14 protein-coding genes are annotated in these 17,815 nt (G+C 62.9%); 9 read left to right on the top strand and 5 right to left on the bottom strand.

The genetic code is table 11. From position 1 onward, the window contains the following. Nucleotides 1-207 precede the first annotated feature (207 nt). The 7 genes from AC1DXN_RS25700 (at nt 208) to AC1DXN_RS25670 (ending at nt 8,076) form a co-directional block, all read left to right on the top strand. Nucleotides 208-1,782, top strand: a complete 1,575-nt coding sequence (locus tag AC1DXN_RS25700; RefSeq protein ID WP_477276871.1) for a trimethylamine methyltransferase family protein — start codon at nt 208-210, stop codon at nt 1,780-1,782. Between the two features lie 210 nt (nt 1,783-1,992). Next, entirely contained in the window at nt 1,993-2,556 is a 564-nt protein-coding gene (locus AC1DXN_RS25695; protein ID WP_477276869.1) for a hypothetical protein, read from the top strand. A gap of 106 nt (nt 2,557-2,662) precedes the next feature. Continuing rightward, a complete protein-coding gene (locus AC1DXN_RS25690) occupies nt 2,663-3,400 on the top strand; it encodes a dienelactone hydrolase family protein (protein WP_477276867.1) in 738 nt (245 codons plus the stop codon). 95 nt (nt 3,401-3,495) lie between these two features. Continuing rightward, nucleotides 3,496-4,674: a BaiN/RdsA family NAD(P)/FAD-dependent oxidoreductase gene (locus tag AC1DXN_RS25685; protein ID WP_477276865.1), complete on the top strand. Its 1,179-nt coding sequence runs from the start codon at nt 3,496-3,498 to the stop codon at nt 4,672-4,674. A 211-nt stretch (nt 4,675-4,885) separates the two neighbouring features. After that, on the top strand, nt 4,886-5,446 hold the full coding sequence (locus AC1DXN_RS25680; RefSeq protein WP_477276863.1) for an RNA polymerase sigma factor: 561 nt from the start codon (nt 4,886-4,888) through the stop codon (nt 5,444-5,446). Between the two features lie 2 nt (nt 5,447-5,448). After that, complete coding sequence (locus AC1DXN_RS25675; protein WP_477276861.1) at nt 5,449-7,587, top strand: vWA domain-containing protein; 2,139 nt, start codon at nt 5,449-5,451, stop codon at nt 7,585-7,587. Between the two features lie 198 nt (nt 7,588-7,785). Continuing rightward, nucleotides 7,786-8,076: a hypothetical protein gene (locus AC1DXN_RS25670; protein WP_477276859.1), complete on the top strand. Its 291-nt coding sequence runs from the start codon at nt 7,786-7,788 to the stop codon at nt 8,074-8,076. Nucleotides 8,077-8,084: 8 nt separating this feature from the next. Here AC1DXN_RS25670 and bmt read toward each other — a convergent pair whose 3' ends face one another. Both bmt and AC1DXN_RS25660 read right to left on the bottom strand, forming a co-directional pair. After that, the gene (gene bmt, locus AC1DXN_RS25665; RefSeq protein WP_477276857.1) at nt 8,085-9,101 is read right to left on the bottom strand and encodes a betaine--homocysteine S-methyltransferase; all 1,017 of its coding nucleotides are present in this window, start codon (nt 9,099-9,101) and stop codon (nt 8,085-8,087) included. 89 nt (nt 9,102-9,190) lie between these two features. Further along, entirely contained in the window at nt 9,191-10,033 is an 843-nt protein-coding gene (locus tag AC1DXN_RS25660) for a helix-turn-helix domain-containing protein (RefSeq protein ID WP_477247795.1), read from the bottom strand. A gap of 229 nt (nt 10,034-10,262) precedes the next feature. Here AC1DXN_RS25660 and AC1DXN_RS25655 point away from each other — a divergent pair, with 229 nt between their 5' ends. Then, nucleotides 10,263-11,273, top strand: a complete 1,011-nt coding sequence (locus AC1DXN_RS25655; RefSeq protein WP_477276855.1) for a fatty acid desaturase — start codon at nt 10,263-10,265, stop codon at nt 11,271-11,273. 91 nt (nt 11,274-11,364) lie between these two features. After that, on the top strand, nt 11,365-12,192 hold the full coding sequence (locus tag AC1DXN_RS25650) for a phosphate/phosphite/phosphonate ABC transporter substrate-binding protein (protein WP_477276853.1): 828 nt from the start codon (nt 11,365-11,367) through the stop codon (nt 12,190-12,192). On the opposite strand, the gene AC1DXN_RS25645 is transcribed toward AC1DXN_RS25650, so the two are convergent. The 3 genes from AC1DXN_RS25645 to AC1DXN_RS25635 form a co-directional block, all read right to left on the bottom strand. Next, nucleotides 12,157-13,512: a M24 family metallopeptidase gene (locus tag AC1DXN_RS25645; RefSeq protein ID WP_477276851.1), complete on the bottom strand. Its 1,356-nt coding sequence runs from the start codon at nt 13,510-13,512 to the stop codon at nt 12,157-12,159. The two genes, AC1DXN_RS25650 and AC1DXN_RS25645, sit on opposite strands and share 36 nt — an antisense overlap. Nucleotides 13,513-13,517: 5 nt before the next feature. Beyond that, nucleotides 13,518-16,088, bottom strand: a complete 2,571-nt coding sequence (locus tag AC1DXN_RS25640; protein ID WP_477276849.1) for a GcvT family protein — start codon at nt 16,086-16,088, stop codon at nt 13,518-13,520. Nucleotides 16,089-16,176: 88 nt separating this feature from the next. Further along, nucleotides 16,177-17,754: a trimethylamine methyltransferase family protein gene (locus AC1DXN_RS25635; protein WP_477276847.1), complete on the bottom strand. Its 1,578-nt coding sequence runs from the start codon at nt 17,752-17,754 to the stop codon at nt 16,177-16,179. Between the last annotated feature and the right edge of the window lie 61 nt (nt 17,755-17,815).

Genomic DNA, 17,815 nt, shown 5'->3' with positions numbered 1-17,815 from the left:
TACCTAACCCGCTACGGGCATCGAGCCATAGCTGATTTGCGACTTCCCGCAAAAGGAAAGCGACTGGAAATCTATTGGTTTTCTTGTCGATTTTGCGACAGGCGTTGGCGCTGGCGGGCCGTTTCGAATAGGGTGCATGGCTACGATCCGGCCAGATGCCGCGAGACGCGGCCACAACGGTTTTCAAAGTTTCAGGGAAGAACGATCATGAGTGAGAACGCGCCAGTCGATCAGGAAGCGTCAAACGCACGGCGCGGACGCGCCGCCAGCGGCGGCGCTGCTGCAAGGCGCGCGGCGCGTTCGGGCGGCGGTCCCGGCACCCAGCTCACCTACATCAAGCGCAAGATCAACGTCTATGAGGTGCTGAACGAGGAAGGCCTGGCGCTGATCGAGAAGAACACCGACACGGTGCTCGAAGAGATCGGCATCATCTTTCGCGACGACGCCGAGGCACTGCAGCTTTGGAAAGAGGCCGGCGCCGACGTCAAGGGCGAGCGTGTGCACTTTCCAAAGGGCCTTTGCCGCTCGCTGCTGAAGACGGCGCCGCCCATCTACACCCAGCACGCCCGCAACGCCGAGCGCTCGGTGCAGATCGGCGGCAACGCCACGGTCTTCGCGCCGGTCTACGGCCCACCCTTCGTGCGCGACCTCGATGGCGTCAGGCGCTATGCGACGATCGAGGATTTCCGCAATTTCGTGAAGCTCGCCTATATGGCGCCGTCGATCCATCATTCGGGCGGCACGGTGTGCGAGCCGGTCGACGTGCCGGTCAACAAACGTCACCTCGACATGGTCTACAGCCACATCAAATATTCGGACAAGCCGTTCATGGGCTCGGTGACCGCACCGGAGCGTGCCGAAGACACCGTCGCCATGGCCAAGATCGTGTTCGGCGACGACTTTGTCGAAAACAACACGGTGCTGACCAGCCTGATCAACGCCAACTCGCCGATGGTGTTCGATGAAACCATGTTGGGGGCGCTGAAAGTTTATTCGCGTCACAACCAGGCCTGCATCGTCACCCCGTTCATCCTCGCCGGTGCGATGAGCCCGGTGACGGTCGCCGGCACGCTGACGCAGGTTCTGGCCGAAGTGCTGGCCGGTGCGTCGTTCACGCAATTGATCCGGCCGGGCGCGCCGGTGCTGTTCGGCACGTTTGCCTCGTCGATCTCGATGCAGTCGGGCGCGCCGACCTTCGGCACGCCGGAACCGTCGCTGGTCTCCTATGGCGCGGCACAGCTTGCGCGCCGGCTTGGCCTGCCGTTCCGCACCGGCGGCTCGCTCTGCGCCTCGAAGATCCCGGATGCGCAGGCGGCCTATGAAAGCGCAAACACGCTGAACTCGACCATCCTGGCCGGCACCAATTTCGTGCTGCATTCGGCTGGCTGGCTCGAGGGCGGGCTCGCCTCCTGCTACGAAAAGTTCATGATGGACATCGACCAGCTCGGCATGACCCAGAAGTTCTCGGAAGGCGTCGATCTCTCGGAAAACGGCCAGGCGATGGATGCCATCCGCCAGGTCGGTCCCGGCAGCCACTATCTCGGCTGCGATCACACCCAGGCCAATTTCCAGACCGCCTTCTACCGCTCCAACATTGCCGACAACAATTCCTACGAGCAGTGGCTGGCCGAGGGCGAGAAGACCGCGCCGCAGCGCGCCAACGAGCTCGCCCGCCGCTGGCTGGAGACCTATGAGGCGCCTTATCTCGATCCGGGCATCGACGACGGGCTGCAGGACTACATCGCGACGAAGAAGGCGTCGATGGCTGACGCCTTCACTTGAAAGGAGCCCGAGTCAGGCGGGGCTAAAGTCGCCAACATCATCCACAAGGAAGTCTGGCGGAGCGCCTTCTCCGACCCGGACAAGAAGGGATGATGTTTGCGCGCCGTTGAGGAAATAGCGACGGCGCTTTCCGCCCACGGCCTTATCCTTCGCGGTGGCTTCAACTTCGCCGCGGGCGAAACGTTGCCAACCGGCGTCTCCGACGCTCCCATGAAATCCGTGGTGCTGGTCGGGCAGGCAGGTGCGGCACCTTGGTCGCATTTCCTGCGCTGGCGGGAGAACCAACCAGAGGCCATCGCCAATCCGCTCGATACGTGGTCACGCGAAGTGATCGGTGCGGTGGCGGAAAAATTCGGGGCGCGCGCCGTTTCGCCGTCCGACAGGCCATATCTGCCGTTCCAGCAATGGGCGATGCGGGCCGAGGGTTTGAGACCGTCGCCGCTCGGCATTCTCATGCATCCGCAATACGGGCTCTGGCACGCCTATCGCGGCGCATTGCTGTTCGAGGATGAGATCGCGCTTCCAGAACCTCGCGAGGTGATTCACCTTTGCGACGCATGTATCGCAAAGCCTTGCCTGAAATCCTGTCCGGTCGACGCCTATTCCGCGGATGGTTTCGCCTATGAGGCTTGCTTGGCGCATGTGCGGGGAGCGAATGGCGAACCGTGCCGCAGCGGCGGCTGCCTCGACCGCAACGCCTGTCCGTATGGCACCGACTATCGCTATCCCGCTGAGGTTCAGGCCCTTCATATGGCTAGCTTTGCCGGCCTCTAGAGCGGTGTTGAACGCCCGCACAAAATGTTGAACGCAATTGTCAGGGAACGGCTTGCCCTGACAATGCCTGCAGATATGTATCGCCCAACAGTCAACGGAGCGGGCGATGGCAAAGCAGGACATTGAGATCAAGACCGAGGACGGCGTAGCGAAAGCCGGGCTGTTCCGTTCGGCGACCGCTTCCTCGTCGAAGGCCGGCATCATTCTCTATATGGACGCTTTTGGCCCACGACCGGCGCTCGACCGGATGGCGGAAAGGCTTGCGGCTGAGAGCTATGCGGTGCTGGTGCCGGATCTTTTCTACCGCAACGCCCCTTATGGGCCGTTCGATGCCAAGACCGCTTTCGTCGTGGAGGAGACGAAGGCGGCGCTGATGGCGTTGGTCAGGGGCACGACGCAGGACATGACCATCAACGACAGCGGCGCCTTTCTCGATGCGCTCGCTGCTGAAGGCGTCACCGGGCCGGTCGGCGTCGTCGGCTATTGCATGGGCGGCGCGCGGGCGTTGAATGCTGCCGCGACCTATCCCGATCGCATCGTCGCCGCGGCCAGCTTCCATGGCGGCAATCTGGCTGGCGACAATGCCGACAGCCCGCACCGCAAGGCAACCTCGATCAAGGCGCGGGTCTATGTCGGCGTTGCCGGTGTCGACCGCAGCTTTCCGCCGGAGCAGTCGGCGCGACTGGCCGAGGCGCTGCGCGTGGCGGAAGTCGACCACGTCATCGAGAACTATGCCGGCATGGCGCATGGCTGGTGCGTGTCGGACCACAGCGTCTTCAATGCCATCGGCGCCGAGCGCCACTGGAAGCGATTGACGACGCTGTTTGCCGAGACGCTGGCCTGACTGTTGGTCTTGCCGGTTGCTTGCCTGACGCGCTAGAGGCAGAACCATTGGAGCGGCCGCCAGAATAGCGCCGGCCGAGCGGGAACGTTGGCCTGATGCAATCCTATGATGTCGTGGTGATCGGCGCGGGCGCGGCCGGAATGATGTGCGCCATCGAGGCCGGCAAGCGCGGCCGTTCGGTTCTGGTGCTCGATCACGCGGCAAAGCCCGGCGAAAAAATCCGCATCTCCGGCGGTGGCCGGTGCAATTTCACCAACATCCATACGAGCCCGAAGAATTTTCTCTCGGGCAATCCGCATTTCTGTATCTCGGCGCTCAGCCGCTACACGCAGCGCGACTTCATTGGGCTCGTCGAACGGCACGGCATCGCCTATCATGAGAAGACGCTGGGACAGCTTTTCTGCGATGGCTCGGCACGCCTGATCATCGACATGCTGGTCCAGGAAATGCAGGGCCGGGGCGTGGAACTGGTACTGTCGACCGAGGTCCGGGGTGTCGACAAAGCCGATGAGGGTTTTGTCCTGGCGCTCTCCACGGGCACGGTCGCCTGCCGGTCGCTGGTCGTGGCTTGCGGCGGCAAGTCGATCCCCAAAATGGGCGCGTCTGGCTTCGGTTACGAACTGGCGGCGCGGTTCGGCGTGGGCGTGGCCGAAACCCGCCCGGCTTTGGTGCCGCTGACTTTCGACGCAAGGACGCTCGAGCGGCTGGCGCCGCTGGCCGGCAATGCCGTCGACGCCGAAGTCGCTTGCGGCAAGACGCGGTTTTCGGAGGCGATGCTGTTCACACATCGCGGCTTAAGCGGGCCTTCCATCCTGCAGATATCGTCCTACTGGCGCGAAGGTGACGAGATCCGCATCGCCATGCTGCCCGGGGTGGATGTCGCCGAGCTGCTTCGCACGGCAAAGCGCGTCAATGGCAGGCAAGCGGTGCAGACGGTTCTGGCAAGCCATCTGCCGAAGCGTCTTGCGCAAGCGGTCGCCGAACGCAGCGGGCTCGACGGCAATCTCGCCGATTTGACGGACCTGCAGATGAAGACCGTCGATGCCGCCGTCAACGACTGGCGCATCAAACCGGCCGGTTCAGAGGGCTACCGCACCGCTGAGGTGACGCTTGGCGGCGTTGACACGAACGCGCTGGACCAGAAGACGATGCAGGCGAAATCGGTGCCGGGCCTGTTTTTCATCGGCGAAGTGGTCGATGTCACGGGTTGGCTCGGCGGTTATAACTTTCAGTGGGCGTGGTCGTCGGGCTGGGTCGCGGGGCAGGCGTGTTGATATTCGGGTGAGGCCGGCCTGCGAGCCATGGTCTCCTGCGCTTCTGATGCTCACGTACTGAAGTACACTCCGCTCCGGTTCTCGGAACCCAGCATCCTCGGCTCGGCCTGACCCGAATCTCAACACGCCTGAGGTTCGGAAGAGCCAATCCGAAAAAAATCTTTCCATAACCCCAAGGATTGGCCATTAGCCTTCGTCCAACAGGCAAATGATGGCGATGATGCTGGATGAAAGCGAAGCCTCCGACGCCGATCTGATCGGGCGGGCGAAGGGCGGAGACAGGGGTGCCTTCGGCAAATTGCTCGAAAGGCACTACAACTTTGTCTATCGCGCCGCCTATCGCTGGTGCGGAAAGAAGGCCGACGCCGAGGATATCGCTCAGGAAGTCTGCGTCCGGCTCGGCCGGGCGATCCGCGACTATCATGGCAGCGGCGCCTTCACGACATGGCTCTACACCATGACGCTGAACGCGGCGCGCGACATGATGCGCAAGACCACGCGCGAGAACGTCAAGACCGAAGCCTACGGCGCCTACAGCATGATATCGGGGGAGGCCTCAACCGAGCCCGAAGATCCCACTGAGGCTCTGTGGGCGGCGGTGCGAAAGCTGCCGGACAAGCAGCGCGACGCGGTGCTGCTGGTCTATGGCGAAGGCTTGAGCCACGCGGCCGCCGCAGAGGCGATGGCAATCTCGGAGACGACGGTTTCCTGGCACATCCATGAAGCGAAGAAACGGCTGAAAGTGCTCATGCTCTCAGCCGGGGAAGTGTGACCATGGTCGACGACAACGAACTCAACAGGCTGCGCCACGCAGCAATACCGGCACCCGACAGCGACGCGAAGGCCCGCGCCTTCACGGCCGCCATGCGCGCCTACGACATGGACGAAAAAACTTCTCCCGCCGCCCAAGGATCGGCTGCCGGGCTTCGTCTCACAGAGCGAGCACAAAAGCTCTGGAGCGAGATCATGCAAAAGAAACTCTACGCCACGCCGGCCATTGCCGGGCTCGTCGCCCTGCCGATCGCCGGATACGCCACCTTCCATATGCTGCAGGAGCAGCCTTCCAAATTCGCCGGGGACGAGAAGATCACCGAGACGCTGGCCGACAAGCCGGCGACGGTCAAGCCGGTGCCTGTTGCCGAGGGCGACAAGCAGAAGAAGGCCGACGCCGACACCGAAAGCCGTGACGTCAGCGTGGCGCTCGAGAAACCAGCCTCGCCGCCGAAATCCGAGTCGACCGTCGCCGGCGGCCTGGCCCAGCAGGAATCGGCTTCAAATGGCGCTCCCCAACAGGATGCCGCTGGCGGCAGACGGGTGACGATGAATCTTGCCCCTCCGCCCAAGCCGACGGGCGAGTTCGCGCTGGATGGTGGTGCAGCTGCGCCAAGGGCAGACGCGGCGCGGGTTGGCACAACGGCCGAGTCCAAGCTGATGGCGCCGCAGCCTTCGACCGCGCCGGCCGACCAGTTGCTGCCGCAAGAGGAAAACCGCGATCGGGTCGAGGATTTCAAGACCAATCCGGTGCATGCAGCACTTGAGGATCCGGTCTCGACCTTCTCGATCGACGTCGACACGGCATCCTATTCGTTCGTGCGCAGCTCACTGAAGCAGGGCTACCTGCCGCAGGCCGATACGGTGCGCGTCGAGGAGATGGTCAATTACTTCCCCTATGACTGGAAGGGACCGGACTCCGCTTCGACGCCGTTCAACTCGACCGTCAGCGTCATGCCGACGCCGTGGAACACGCATACCAAGCTGATGCACGTCGCCATCAAGGGTTTCGACGTCAAGCCGGTCGAGCAGCCCAAGGCCAATCTGGTGTTCCTGATCGACGTGTCGGGTTCGATGGACGAGCCGGACAAGCTGCCGCTGCTCAAGTCGGCGTTCCGGCTGCTGGTCAGCAAGCTCAAGGCGGACGACACCATCTCGATCGTCACCTATGCGGGTGAGGCCGGCACCGTGCTGATGCCGACCAAGGTCACCGAGAAGGACAAGATCCTCAACGCCATCGACAATCTGACGCCTGGCGGTTCGACGGCCGGCGAGGCGGGCATCAAGGAAGCCTACAAGCTTGCCCAGCAATCCTTCGTCAAGGACGGCGTCAACCGTGTGATGCTGGCCACCGACGGCGACTTCAATGTCGGCCAGACTGATGACGACGACCTGAAGCGGTTGATCGAGAGCGAGCGCAAGACGGGCGTCTTCCTGTCGGTGTTCGGTTTCGGCCGCGGCAATCTGAACGACCAGATGATGCAGACCATCGCCCAGAACGGCAACGGCACCGCCGCTTACATCGATACGCTCGCCGAGGCCGAAAAGGTGCTGGTCGAGGATGCGTCGTCGACGCTGTTCACCATCGCCAAGGACGTGAAGATCCAGGTCGAGTTCAACCCGGACAAGGTCTCGGAATACCGCCTGATCGGCTATGAGACCCGGGCGCTCAATCGCGAAGATTTCAACAATGACCGCGTCGATGCCGGTGATATTGGCTCCGGCCATTCGGTCACCGCGATCTACGAGATCACGCCCAAGGGCAGTGGCGGCGAGCAGATCGACCCGCTACGCTATGGCCAGGCGACGGTGAACAATGGCGGCGTCGCCAATGCGGACGAATATGCGTTCGTCAAGATCCGCTACAAGCTGCCCAACGAGGACATCTCGAAGCTGATCACCACGCCGGTCACGTCCGCCAACGAGGTCGAGTCCTTCGACCAGGCCAGCACCGACCAGCGTTTCTCCATCGCTGTCGCCGCCTTCGGCCAGAAGCTGCGCGACGAGGATGCGACCGCGAAGTTCGGTTACGACAAGATCATGGAGATTGCCACTGCTGCCCGAGGAGCCGACCCGTTTGGGTACAGGTCTGAGTTCCTTTCGCTTGTGCGCCTTGCCTCGGCGCTCGGCGGTAACCGGTAGTGGCGATGACGGCCGGTTTCTTTCAGATGGGATCGTTCTGACACGAGAAACCGGCCGATGGGCGGGTGAGGCAGGCCGGCGAGGGAAACCTTGCCGGCCTTTTTTCGAGATCGTTAAATTGCGCGACATTTCCGGTACGCGATCGCAATTTCCTCTTGCTATCTAACAAGTCACGTTTGGGCTTGAGGGGGGCCGGAATTGCTGATCAGGAACATTACGAACCCGACGCCGACGGCTAGGGACGTGCAGGCACCCAGCCCGACGGCATCGCAGACGCCTTCATCGGAATCCAGGCGCATCACGGACGACGTCAACGCGGCTCGCAAAACCGCGATGTCGGCGCTGAACAACGACCGCTTCCGCGTCATGTTGGAACAGATCACCGATCCCGGCACATCGGGTGCGCTGGTGATGATGGGTGGCGATGCCGACAGCGCCGCCACCGATTTCAAGACTGCGCTGTCCCGCTACGCTGAAAACAGCGAATAGCCGAAGGATCAGGCGCGGCTGCGACGCCGCTCGCGGCGGGCTTCGCTGGTCTCGGCAGTGTTTTCAGTCGCCACCTTGTTGCGCATCGGGCCGATGCGCTCGACGATCGTCGCAACAGTCGGCCGATCCGCCCTGGTGTGTGCGTCGAGCGCCTTGCGCATGGCGGCAAGGTGCTGGAACGAGGTGCCGCAGCAGCCGCCGATGATCTTTGCGCCGCCATCGACGGCGAGCCTGACATAGTCGGCCATCAATTCGGGCGTGCCGGAATAATGGATCTCGGTGCCGCGGAATTCCGGAATGCCGCAATTGCCTTTGACGATCACCGTCGCCTCCGGCTTCGCCTCGGTCATGTCAAGCAGCGAGGCAAGGATGTCGGAGGCGCCGACACCGCAATTGGCGCCGACACCGAGCGGGCGCTGCGAAAGCCCATCGACGACGCCGTGAATATCCCTGGGCAGCAGCCCCATCATGGTGCGGCCGGCGGTGTCGAAAGAACCGGTATAGGTGTAGGGCAAGCCGACGCGGATGGCGGCTTCGGCGGCGGCACGGATTTCGTCCGGCGCCGACATGGTTTCGATCCAGGCGACTTCGGCGCCGCCTTCCTTCAGGCCCTCGATCTGCTCGGCAAAGGCGTCGACAGCCTCGTCATAGGTCATGGCGCCGAGTGGCACCAGCAATTCGCCGGTCGGGCCGACCGAGCCAGCGACAATGACTTTTCTGCCGGCCTTGTCGGCAACGGCGCGGGCGATCTCGGCGGCGCGCTTGTTCAGCGCGTGCACGCGGTCCTGCGCATGGTGCAGCTTCAGCCGGTGGCGGGTGCCGCCGAAGGAATTGGTCAGGATGATGTCGGCGCCGGCGTCGACGAAATTCTGATGCAGGTTGGTGATGGTGTCGGGTGCGGTCTCGTTCAGCAGCTCGGGCGCTTCGCCGGCTTCGAGGCCCATGGCGAACAGATTGGTGCCGGTGGCGCCATCGGCCAGCAGAATGCCCTTTTCGGCAAGCAGCGCGTCAATCGGGTTGGTCATGGTGGAAAACGCCTTCCGGACATCTCTATTGAGATAAGGATATAAAGAACTCTTTATGTCTAGTCAATGTCGGCGGGCGTGACCTACGGTCAAAATCGCATTTCGGCGAGCTTGTGCGCGAAGCCGGCCGCCTCGTGCGCATTGATGTCGGCGGCGCGGATCAGATTGTCGAAATGGCGGGTCAGCGTCTGGATCGGCTGGGTCGCGTTCAGCACCAGATACATGTCGCCGACATAGATCGCGGCGCGATAGGGCCCAAAAATGGTGTAGGGGATCGAATAGCGCATGCGCCCGTCATAGAGAAACAGGCGGAAGGTGGGATAGAGGTCGTCGAGCAGCGTCGCCATGTGCAGAAGCTGCTGGTGGCGGTCGGCTTCCGGGAAACGATCCCACACGCCCAGCCCGCGCGCAAAAATCTCCAGCGTGTGGCGCGGCATGCAGACTTCCATGTCGGTTTCCGGCCGCCGGTTGTAGTCGATGCGGTATTGCGTTTCGCCGGCCTGCGCCTCGCGGCTCTTGTTGGTGATGCCGGCTTCGTACTCGACCAGCGCCTCGGTGCGCAAAAGATCGGGAATGCCGGCCGGCACGTAGCGGATTTTTGTGCCGGCGGCTTCCGAATGCCATCTGGCCAGCAAAGTGCGGTCGAAGCCGCCGGTGGCTTCCTCGATCTCCAGGCTCTCGCGGATCTCGCCGGTGACGCCTTCGTCCTGGCTCAGTCCGAGCAGCCAGTCGAGCGACACCTTGAACTCGGCGGCGATGTTGAGCAGCGTTTCGGCGCGCGGCAGGCGCGTCGAGGCGCCGGACAGAAGTTGCGACAGTGCAGAACGGTCGATGCCGACGGCGGCCGCGAAGGCCGACTGGTTCAGGTCCGACCTTGTCAGGAGCATCTTCAGGCGCTCGCGAAAGATCGTCGACAGGTCGCGCTTGTCCATGTGCTTCGCTCCAGCGGCTGGAGGAAAAATTTGCGCCGAAGCTGCCGAGACCGCGCCTCAGGCGTAAATGAATCCCTAAGGTTGTTCACAATAGATAACATATGCGGCTTAAAATGCGCAATCGCAACAGTTTGTGCGCTTTGTCGCGTTGCAGCAACCCAAGGCTCCTGACACAATACTGTCAGGAATCAAAAATGGTTCCGGCGACTGAAAGGCAGTGGTCGATCGCATGACAAGCATGGGTAAGAGACGAAGCGGCGCACCGGCCATCGAATGGCCGACCGTGGTTCTCGCTTTCTTCTGTTACGGACTATGGCTCGTCACCGGCTTTTTGATCTGGCCCTCCTATCCGCTTTTGGCGCTTGCCATCCTGGCCGTCACCGCCGCGCTGCAATCCTCCATCATGCACGAAGTGCTGCACGGTCATCCGACGCGAAACGCGCAGCTCAACGAAGCTTTTGTCTTCCTGCCGATCGGCCTGGTCTGGCCGTTCCGCCGCTTCAAGACCATCCATCTGCGCCACCACGCCGACGAAAGGCTGACCGATCCACTGGATGATCCCGAGAGCTACTACCGGGCGCTATGGCAGCATGATGATTTGCCGCCGCTGATGAAATTCCTGCTGAAGATCAACAACACCATGGCCGGCCGCTTCGTGCTCGGCCCGTGGCTGTCCTGCGTCGGCTTCTTCATCGACGACGCCAAGCAGATGGCTGCGGGCGACAAGGCGATCCGCAAGGCCTGGCTGCTGCACGCCATCGGCCTCGCCATAGTGCTGCCGGTCGTCCAGTTCGGCTTCGGCATTCCGCTGTGGCTCTACATTCTGGTGCCGGTGTGGCTCGGCCAGTCGCTGATCTCGATCCGCACCTTTGCCGAGCATCAATGGTCGGAACATCCTGAGGGACGCACGGTGATCGTCGAGCGCTCGCCGCTGTCCTTCCTGTTCCTCAACAACAATCTGCACTTCGTCCACCACAAGAGCCCGACGGTGGCCTGGTACCGGCTGCCAAAGCTGTTTCGCGACCGCCGTGACGAATGGCTGCGGATGAACAATGGCTATGCCTATCCGAACTATTTCGCGCTGATTAGGGCTTACGCCTTCAAGGCGAAGGAGCCGATCGTCCATCCGGTGCTGCGGCGCGCGCCAGAGCCGGGCAGGGCGTTCAAGCCGCGCGTCAGGGCGCGCAGCATCAGCGGGCTTGGCAGCGCGCCGGTTCCGGCCGAGCCGCCCAAGGAATAATTCCGGGGCATCCGGATTCCGTGTCGGCCAATTCTGATTGGATGCCGCGTTTTTGCGATCCTTTCCTGAGACATGATGATTGAGTGTCGGCATGAGTGAATTGGTTGCGGCGTTGCCTATGTATGACTGGCCCGAAGTGCGCGGCGAGGTCGATGCGCAATGGGCACGATTGCGCGAGGCCTTTCGGCAAAAGGGCATCGACGCGCCGGAAAGCCTGGCTCGCGTCAATGGCGACCTGCCGCCGGTGCCAGGCGGTATTCATGATGCTGCAGGAGCATTGATCGCGCCCGATCCGGTGACCCTGCCGCCGGACGAACTCGACTATCACAAGCTTTGGCTGCATCCGGCGCTGTTGTTTGCGCAAACCTGCTGGGGGCCGATGGAACTTGGCCTGTCCAGGCACGTCCAGGTGATTGGCCAGCCGAGCTATGACGCCTACGAAGGCGGGCAGGGCGAACTCTATTCGAGCGCGCTGGTGATGCGCGCTGATGGCGGGCCATCTGTTGCGTCGCCGGATGACGGCAGTCCGCTGATCCCGCTCGACCTCCTGCGGGGCAAGCGTTTCACCTTCAACGACACCGGTTCAATGTCGGGCTTCCTCGGACTGAAGCGCGATCTGGAAACGATGGGCGAAAGTCTGGATATCTTTGCATCACGCAGTGCGAGCGGCGGACACCGCGGCTCCATCGTCGCCATTGCCGAGGGCAGGTCGGATGTTGCGGCCATCGACTGCGAGAGCTGGGCGCTGGCCCAGCGTTTTGAGCCTGCCGCGCAGAAGGTGATGGTCGTCGGCTGGACCGGGCGGCGCAAGGGCCTGCCGTTCATTACTGCCGCAAGGACGCTGGAAAAGACGGTCCGTGCAATGCGTGAAGTGCTTGCTGGATTAGCCGAGCAGCCTCGCATCCAGCGGGTAGGTTGAGAGCTGCTCGTTGCCGGTCTCGGTGATCAGGATCTGCTCCTCGATCTTGACACCCTCGCGTCCGCCAAGCCTGCCAATATAGCTTTCCACGCACAGCACCATGCCCGGTTCGAGTACCCCATCGGGCGTATCGGCTGTCCAGTCGCTGGCATGCGGCAGGGTCGGGTATTCGTCGGCCAGTCCGACGCCGTGATAGAGCACGCCGTAACGCGTCGGGAAGCAATCGCCCGGCGGCACCGCGGAGCGTTCGACAAGGTCGCGGAATGAAATGCCCGGCTGCATCAGAGCGGTGTTTTGGGCGATCTGGTCGGCGGCGATGCGGAACAGATCGCGCTGTTCGTTCGACGGGTTTTTGCCGCCGCAAAGCCAGGTGCGCGACAGATCGGCGCAAAAACCGTAGGGGCCAATCAGGTCGGTGTCGAAAGCGACGAGATCGCCGGCCTCGATTTTCCGCGCGGAGCATTCCTGGAACCAGGGATTGGTGCGCGGACCTGACGTGAGCAGACGCGTCTCGATCCACTCGCCGCCGCGCGCGATGTTGCCGCGATGCAGCTCGGCCCACAGTTCATTCTCGGAAATGCCAGGCTTCAAGGCCTGCTCCATCTCGCCCATCGCCGCTTCGCAAGCGACGATCGACCGGCGCATGGCGAGGATTTCGTCGGGCGATTTGATCAGCCGGGCATTCTCCATCACCGCTTCGCCATTGCCGATGCTGATACCAAGCCGAGCCAATTCCTCGACGCCTTCGGGATTGATGTGATCGACGGCGATGCGGCTGTTGCCGCCGCCATGTTCTTTTACCAGATCGGCGATGCCGCCGGCCCAGCGGCGGACTTTTTGCTCCGTAAGCTCACCGCCATAGAGATACATCCACGACACCGCCGGCCGTACCTCGTCGACGACGCCGGAATGATCGGACAGGTGCTCACAGGAGAAATAGTCGAACAGCACCACCGGCCCTTCGGTGGCGACGAAACAATGCCGCGTCGGGTTGTGCGCCACCCATAGCTGCATGTTGGTGCTGTCGGTGGCGTAGCGGATGTTGACAGGGTCGTAGAGCAGGGCGCCGGCATAGCCACGCCGTTTCAGCTCGGCGCGGATGCGCTCCAGCCGGTACTTTCGCATCGCCGGCAGATCGGGAGCGGCAATGCCTGCCGCGGCCCATTCAGCTTCCGCTTGCGCGCCATAGCCCAGCACATGCTGGTTCAGCGAGGCGGCCTTCTGGCGGGAGTTCTCGCGCAAGGCCTCGATCGAGCCTGATACAAACGGCATGATCTTGCGATGGCGGCCGAAGCTTCCCTTTGGCGCCTCGCTGTGCATGACCCTTAAGTCCGCATCTTGTCGCCGCTCGGATCAAAGGGCGGCTCGACATTGATGCGGGCCGGGCGCCGGTGACCGAGGATTTCGATCTCGAACAGGCCGGCGGTCTCGTTCTCAGCCAGCGCTGCTGGCACATAGCCTTGCGCCATCGACTTTTGCACATAGTGCGCATAGCCGCCCGAGGTCACCCAGCCGACCACACGCCAGTCGCCGTCGACGATGCCGCGCACGGCGGATGCGCCTTGAGCAGCCTTGGAGCCGCGTATTTCCTTGCCTGACGTGTCGAAGCGCGGCGCGCCATAGCCATGCGGCTTTTCAACCGTGCCGTAATCCTTGCTGACCTTGGCCCAGATCGGCTCGTCGCCCATCACGTCGGCGTCCGCGGCATCGACGATGAAGGAGACGCGGCGCAGTTTTGGCCCTTCCGCCTGTTCCTTGGCGGCGGCTTCGCGGCCGATGAAATCGTTCTTTTCCAGCTTGATGAAGCGATCCATCGCCCCTTCGAACGGCCCGTAGATCGGCCGCAGTTCGCGGAACCAGGTCGGAAAGTTCTTTTCCAGGCGCATCGACAGCAGAGCGCGCATGCCGAAATCGACGAGGCCGAATTCCTCGCCGGCTTCCTTGATTGCCTTGTAGACCAACCGTTGGTACGCGGGCGCCATCCAGATCTCGTAGCCGAGATCGCCGGTGTAGGTGATGCGGTTGACCAGGCAAGGCGCGCCGCCGACCGCCATCTCGCGGAAATCCATGAAACGAAAAGCCTTGGTCGAGATGTCGACGTCGACCAGCTTCTGAAGCAGGTCGCGGGATTTCGGTCCGGCGATCGACAGGCCGACCAGCGTCTGGTCGAAGCGGTGGATGCGCACGCTACCGTCCTTCGGCAGGTGCTTCTCGAACCAGCGCATGTGATATTTCTGTGCGGCCGACGAGCCCCAGATCATGAAGCGGTCTTCGCCGGCCTTGGCGATGGTGAAGTCGCCGATCAGGCGGCCGTACTCATTGAGCATCGGGGTCAGCACGATGCGGCCGGTCTTCGGCATGCGGTTGGTCATCAGACGGTTGAGGAAATCCTCCGATCCCTGGCCGGACACTTCATATTTGGCGAAGTTGGCGATCTCGGTGACACCGACCTTTTCACGGGTGGCGCGCACTTCCTCGCCGATCGGCCCAAAATCGTTGGAGCGGTGGAAGGAGACGATGTCCTTGGGTTCCTTGCCCTTCGGCGCGAACCAGAGCGGCGTCTCAAGCCCCCACGAGTCGCCCATGACGGCGTTGTTGGCGAGCATGGTGTCGTAGAGCGGCGTCGTCTGCGCCGGGCGTGCGGCCGGCAGTTCCTCGTTGGGGAAACGGATCGAGAAACGGCGCGAGTAGTTTTCGCGCACCTTGGCGTTGGTGTAGCGCAGGCCGGCCCATTCGCCGAAACGGGCGACATCCATGCCCCAAACATCAAAACCGGGATCGCCATTGACCATCCAGTTCGACAGCGCCAGACCGACACCGCCGCCCTGGCTGAAGCCGGCCATGACGGCGCAGGCGCACCAGAAATTGGTCAGGCCCTGCACCGGGCCGACCAGCGGGTTGCCGTCCAGCGCGAAGGTGAAGGGGCCGTTGATGATCTGCTTGATGCCGGCTTTCTCGATGCCGGGGAAGTGCTTGAAGCCGACTTCCAGCGACGGCGCGATACGGTCGATGTCGGGCTGCAGCAGTTCATGGCCGAAATCCCAGGGCGTGTTGACCGGCGACCACGGCTTGCAGGCCTTTTCATAGGTGCCGAGCAGGATACCGTTGCGCTCCTGGCGGGTGTAGATCTCGCCCTTGAAGTCGAGCACGCCGATCATCTCGCGGCCGGTCGACTTGTTGAATTCCTCCACCTCCGGCATCGGCTCGGTCAAAAGATACATATGCTCCATGGCCAGCACCGGCAGCTCGACGCCGACCATGCGGCCGATTTCGCGCGCCCACAGGCCGCCGCAGTTGACGACGTGCTCGGCCTTCACCGTGCCTTGCTCGGTGACGACGTTCCAGGTGCCGTCGACCTCCTGCGTCAGCTCGACGACGCGGTTGCGCAGCACGATCTCGGCGCCGAGCTTTTTCGCCGCCTTCGAATAGGCGATGGTGGTGCCCGAAGGGTCGAGATGGCCCTCGACCGGATCCCACATGGCGCCGACGAAATTCGTCTCGTCCATCAGCGGGAACATCGCCTTGGCCTCGGACGGCGTGATCAACTCGGTGTCCATACCGAGATAGCGGCCCTTGGCGTGGGCAAGGCGCAGGAAGTCCATGCGCTCGGGCGTGTCTGCCATCATCACGCCGCCGGTCAGGTGCAGCGAGCAGGACTGGCCGGAAAGCTCCTCGATCTCCTTGTAGAGCTGCACCGTGTAGGCCTGCAGCTTGGCGACGTTGGGATCGCCATTCAGCGTGTGGAAGCCGCCGGCCGCGTGCCAGGACGAGCCGGAGGTCAGCTCCGAGCGCTCGATCAGCATGATATCGGTCCAGCCGGCCTTGGCCAGGTGATAGAGCACCGAGCAGCCGACGACGCCGCCGCCGATGACAACCGCTTTTGCGTGAGATTTCATGAAGATAAGTCCGTTTTTGCGTAAACTGAATCAGATGTTTTGGTCAGCGGCGAGCAGCGCCGGAGTCAAACCCGTCGCTGCGCGTTGGTCAAAAATCGGTCGGTGCGCCGCCTTCGGAGCGGCGCTTGGCGACGAAGGCGTTGAGCTCTTCGCGGATGGCCGGGTCCATGTAGGGCTCTTCATAGGATGCCAGCCGTTCCTTCCAGACACGGTTGGCCTTTTCGATCGCCGTCGGCGAGCCGGCTTCCGCCCAGGTCTCGAAATTGCGCCAGTCGGAAATGATCGGCGAATAGAAGGCGGTCTTGTAGCGGTCCTGCGTGTGCTGGGTGCCGAAGAAATGGCCGCCGGGGCCGACCGACTGGATGGCATCGAAGCCGAGCGCCTCTTCGGAAAGGTCGAGCGGGGTCAGGAATTCGGCCACCATCTGCAACAGGTCGATGTCGACGATGGTCTTCTCATAGGAACAGCGCAGGCCGCCTTCGAGCCAGCCGGCCGCATGCATCATCAGATTGCCGCCGCCCTGGATGGCGCCCCACAGCGAGAACACGCTTTCATAGGCGGCCTGCGCGTCGACCGTGTTGGCGGCGCAGGTGTTGGAGGTGCGGTAGGGGATGTTGTAGCGGCGGGCGAGTTGGCCGCCGACCAGCTGCGCCTTCATATATTCCGGCGTGCCGAAGGCTGGTGAACCGGACTTCATGTCGACGTTGGAGGTAAAGCCGCCATAGCCGACGGGCGCGCCCTTGCGCACCATCTGGGCAAAGGCAATGCCGGACAGCGCCTCGGCATTCTGCTGCACCAGCGCGCCGGCGATGGTGACCGGCGCCATGGCGCCCGACAGCGTGAACGGCGTGACGACAACGACCTGGCCCTTGCTCGACATCTGGATGATGCCTTCCATCATCGGCACGTCAAGCTTGAGCGGCGAATTGGTGTTGATGATGGTGAAGACCGACGGCTCTTCCAGCATCTGCTCGTGGCTGATGCCGCGCGCGATCCTGGCGATCTCGATGCCGTCGACATTGCGCTCCTTGCCGAGCGAATAGATGTGGAACACCTTGTCGGTGAGCACGCTGAGATCGCGTATGCATTCGAGGTGGCGGACCGACGGATGGATATCGGTCGGCTCGACCGGATAGCCGCCGGTGCAGTTCAGGATGTTGTGCATCTGCGCAAGCTTGAGGAAGTTGCGGTAATCCTGCTGGTTGCCGGGCCGGCGGCCGCCATCGATGTCGGAGCAGTTGGGCGCCGACGCCATCATCGAAATGATCACATTGTTGCCGCCGAAACGCACATTGTGCGCCGGATTGCGGGCATGGACGGTGAATTCCGACGGGCAGTTCGAGACAAGGTCGAGGATCATGTCGCTGTCGAAGCGCACCCGCTCGCTGCCGTCGCGAACGTCGGCGCCGTGCGCCTTCATGATGCGCCGGGCCTCGTCATGCAGCACGTCGACACCGATTTCCCGGAGCACGCGCAGCGAGGCAAGGTGGATCGATTCCAGTTCGTCGTCCGAGACCAGCCTGGTCGGCGTCAGCGGGTTTTTCAGCTGGCGGAAGGCTGGCTGCTCGAACGCCGCCGAGCCGCCGGCGCGCTTGCCCGCGCGCCCGCCGCGACGGGCACGGTCGGTTGCCAATGCCGGTTCGGCGGGATGAAGGGCGGCGGTCATGGATGGCCTCGTACGCTGCGACAGTGCGGCTGCAATATGGACCGCCGGCTGTCCAGCCATT

Source organism: Mesorhizobium sp. P2_H9 (assembly GCF_056403215.1).
This window is presented reverse-complemented; position numbering and strand designations above follow the sequence as displayed.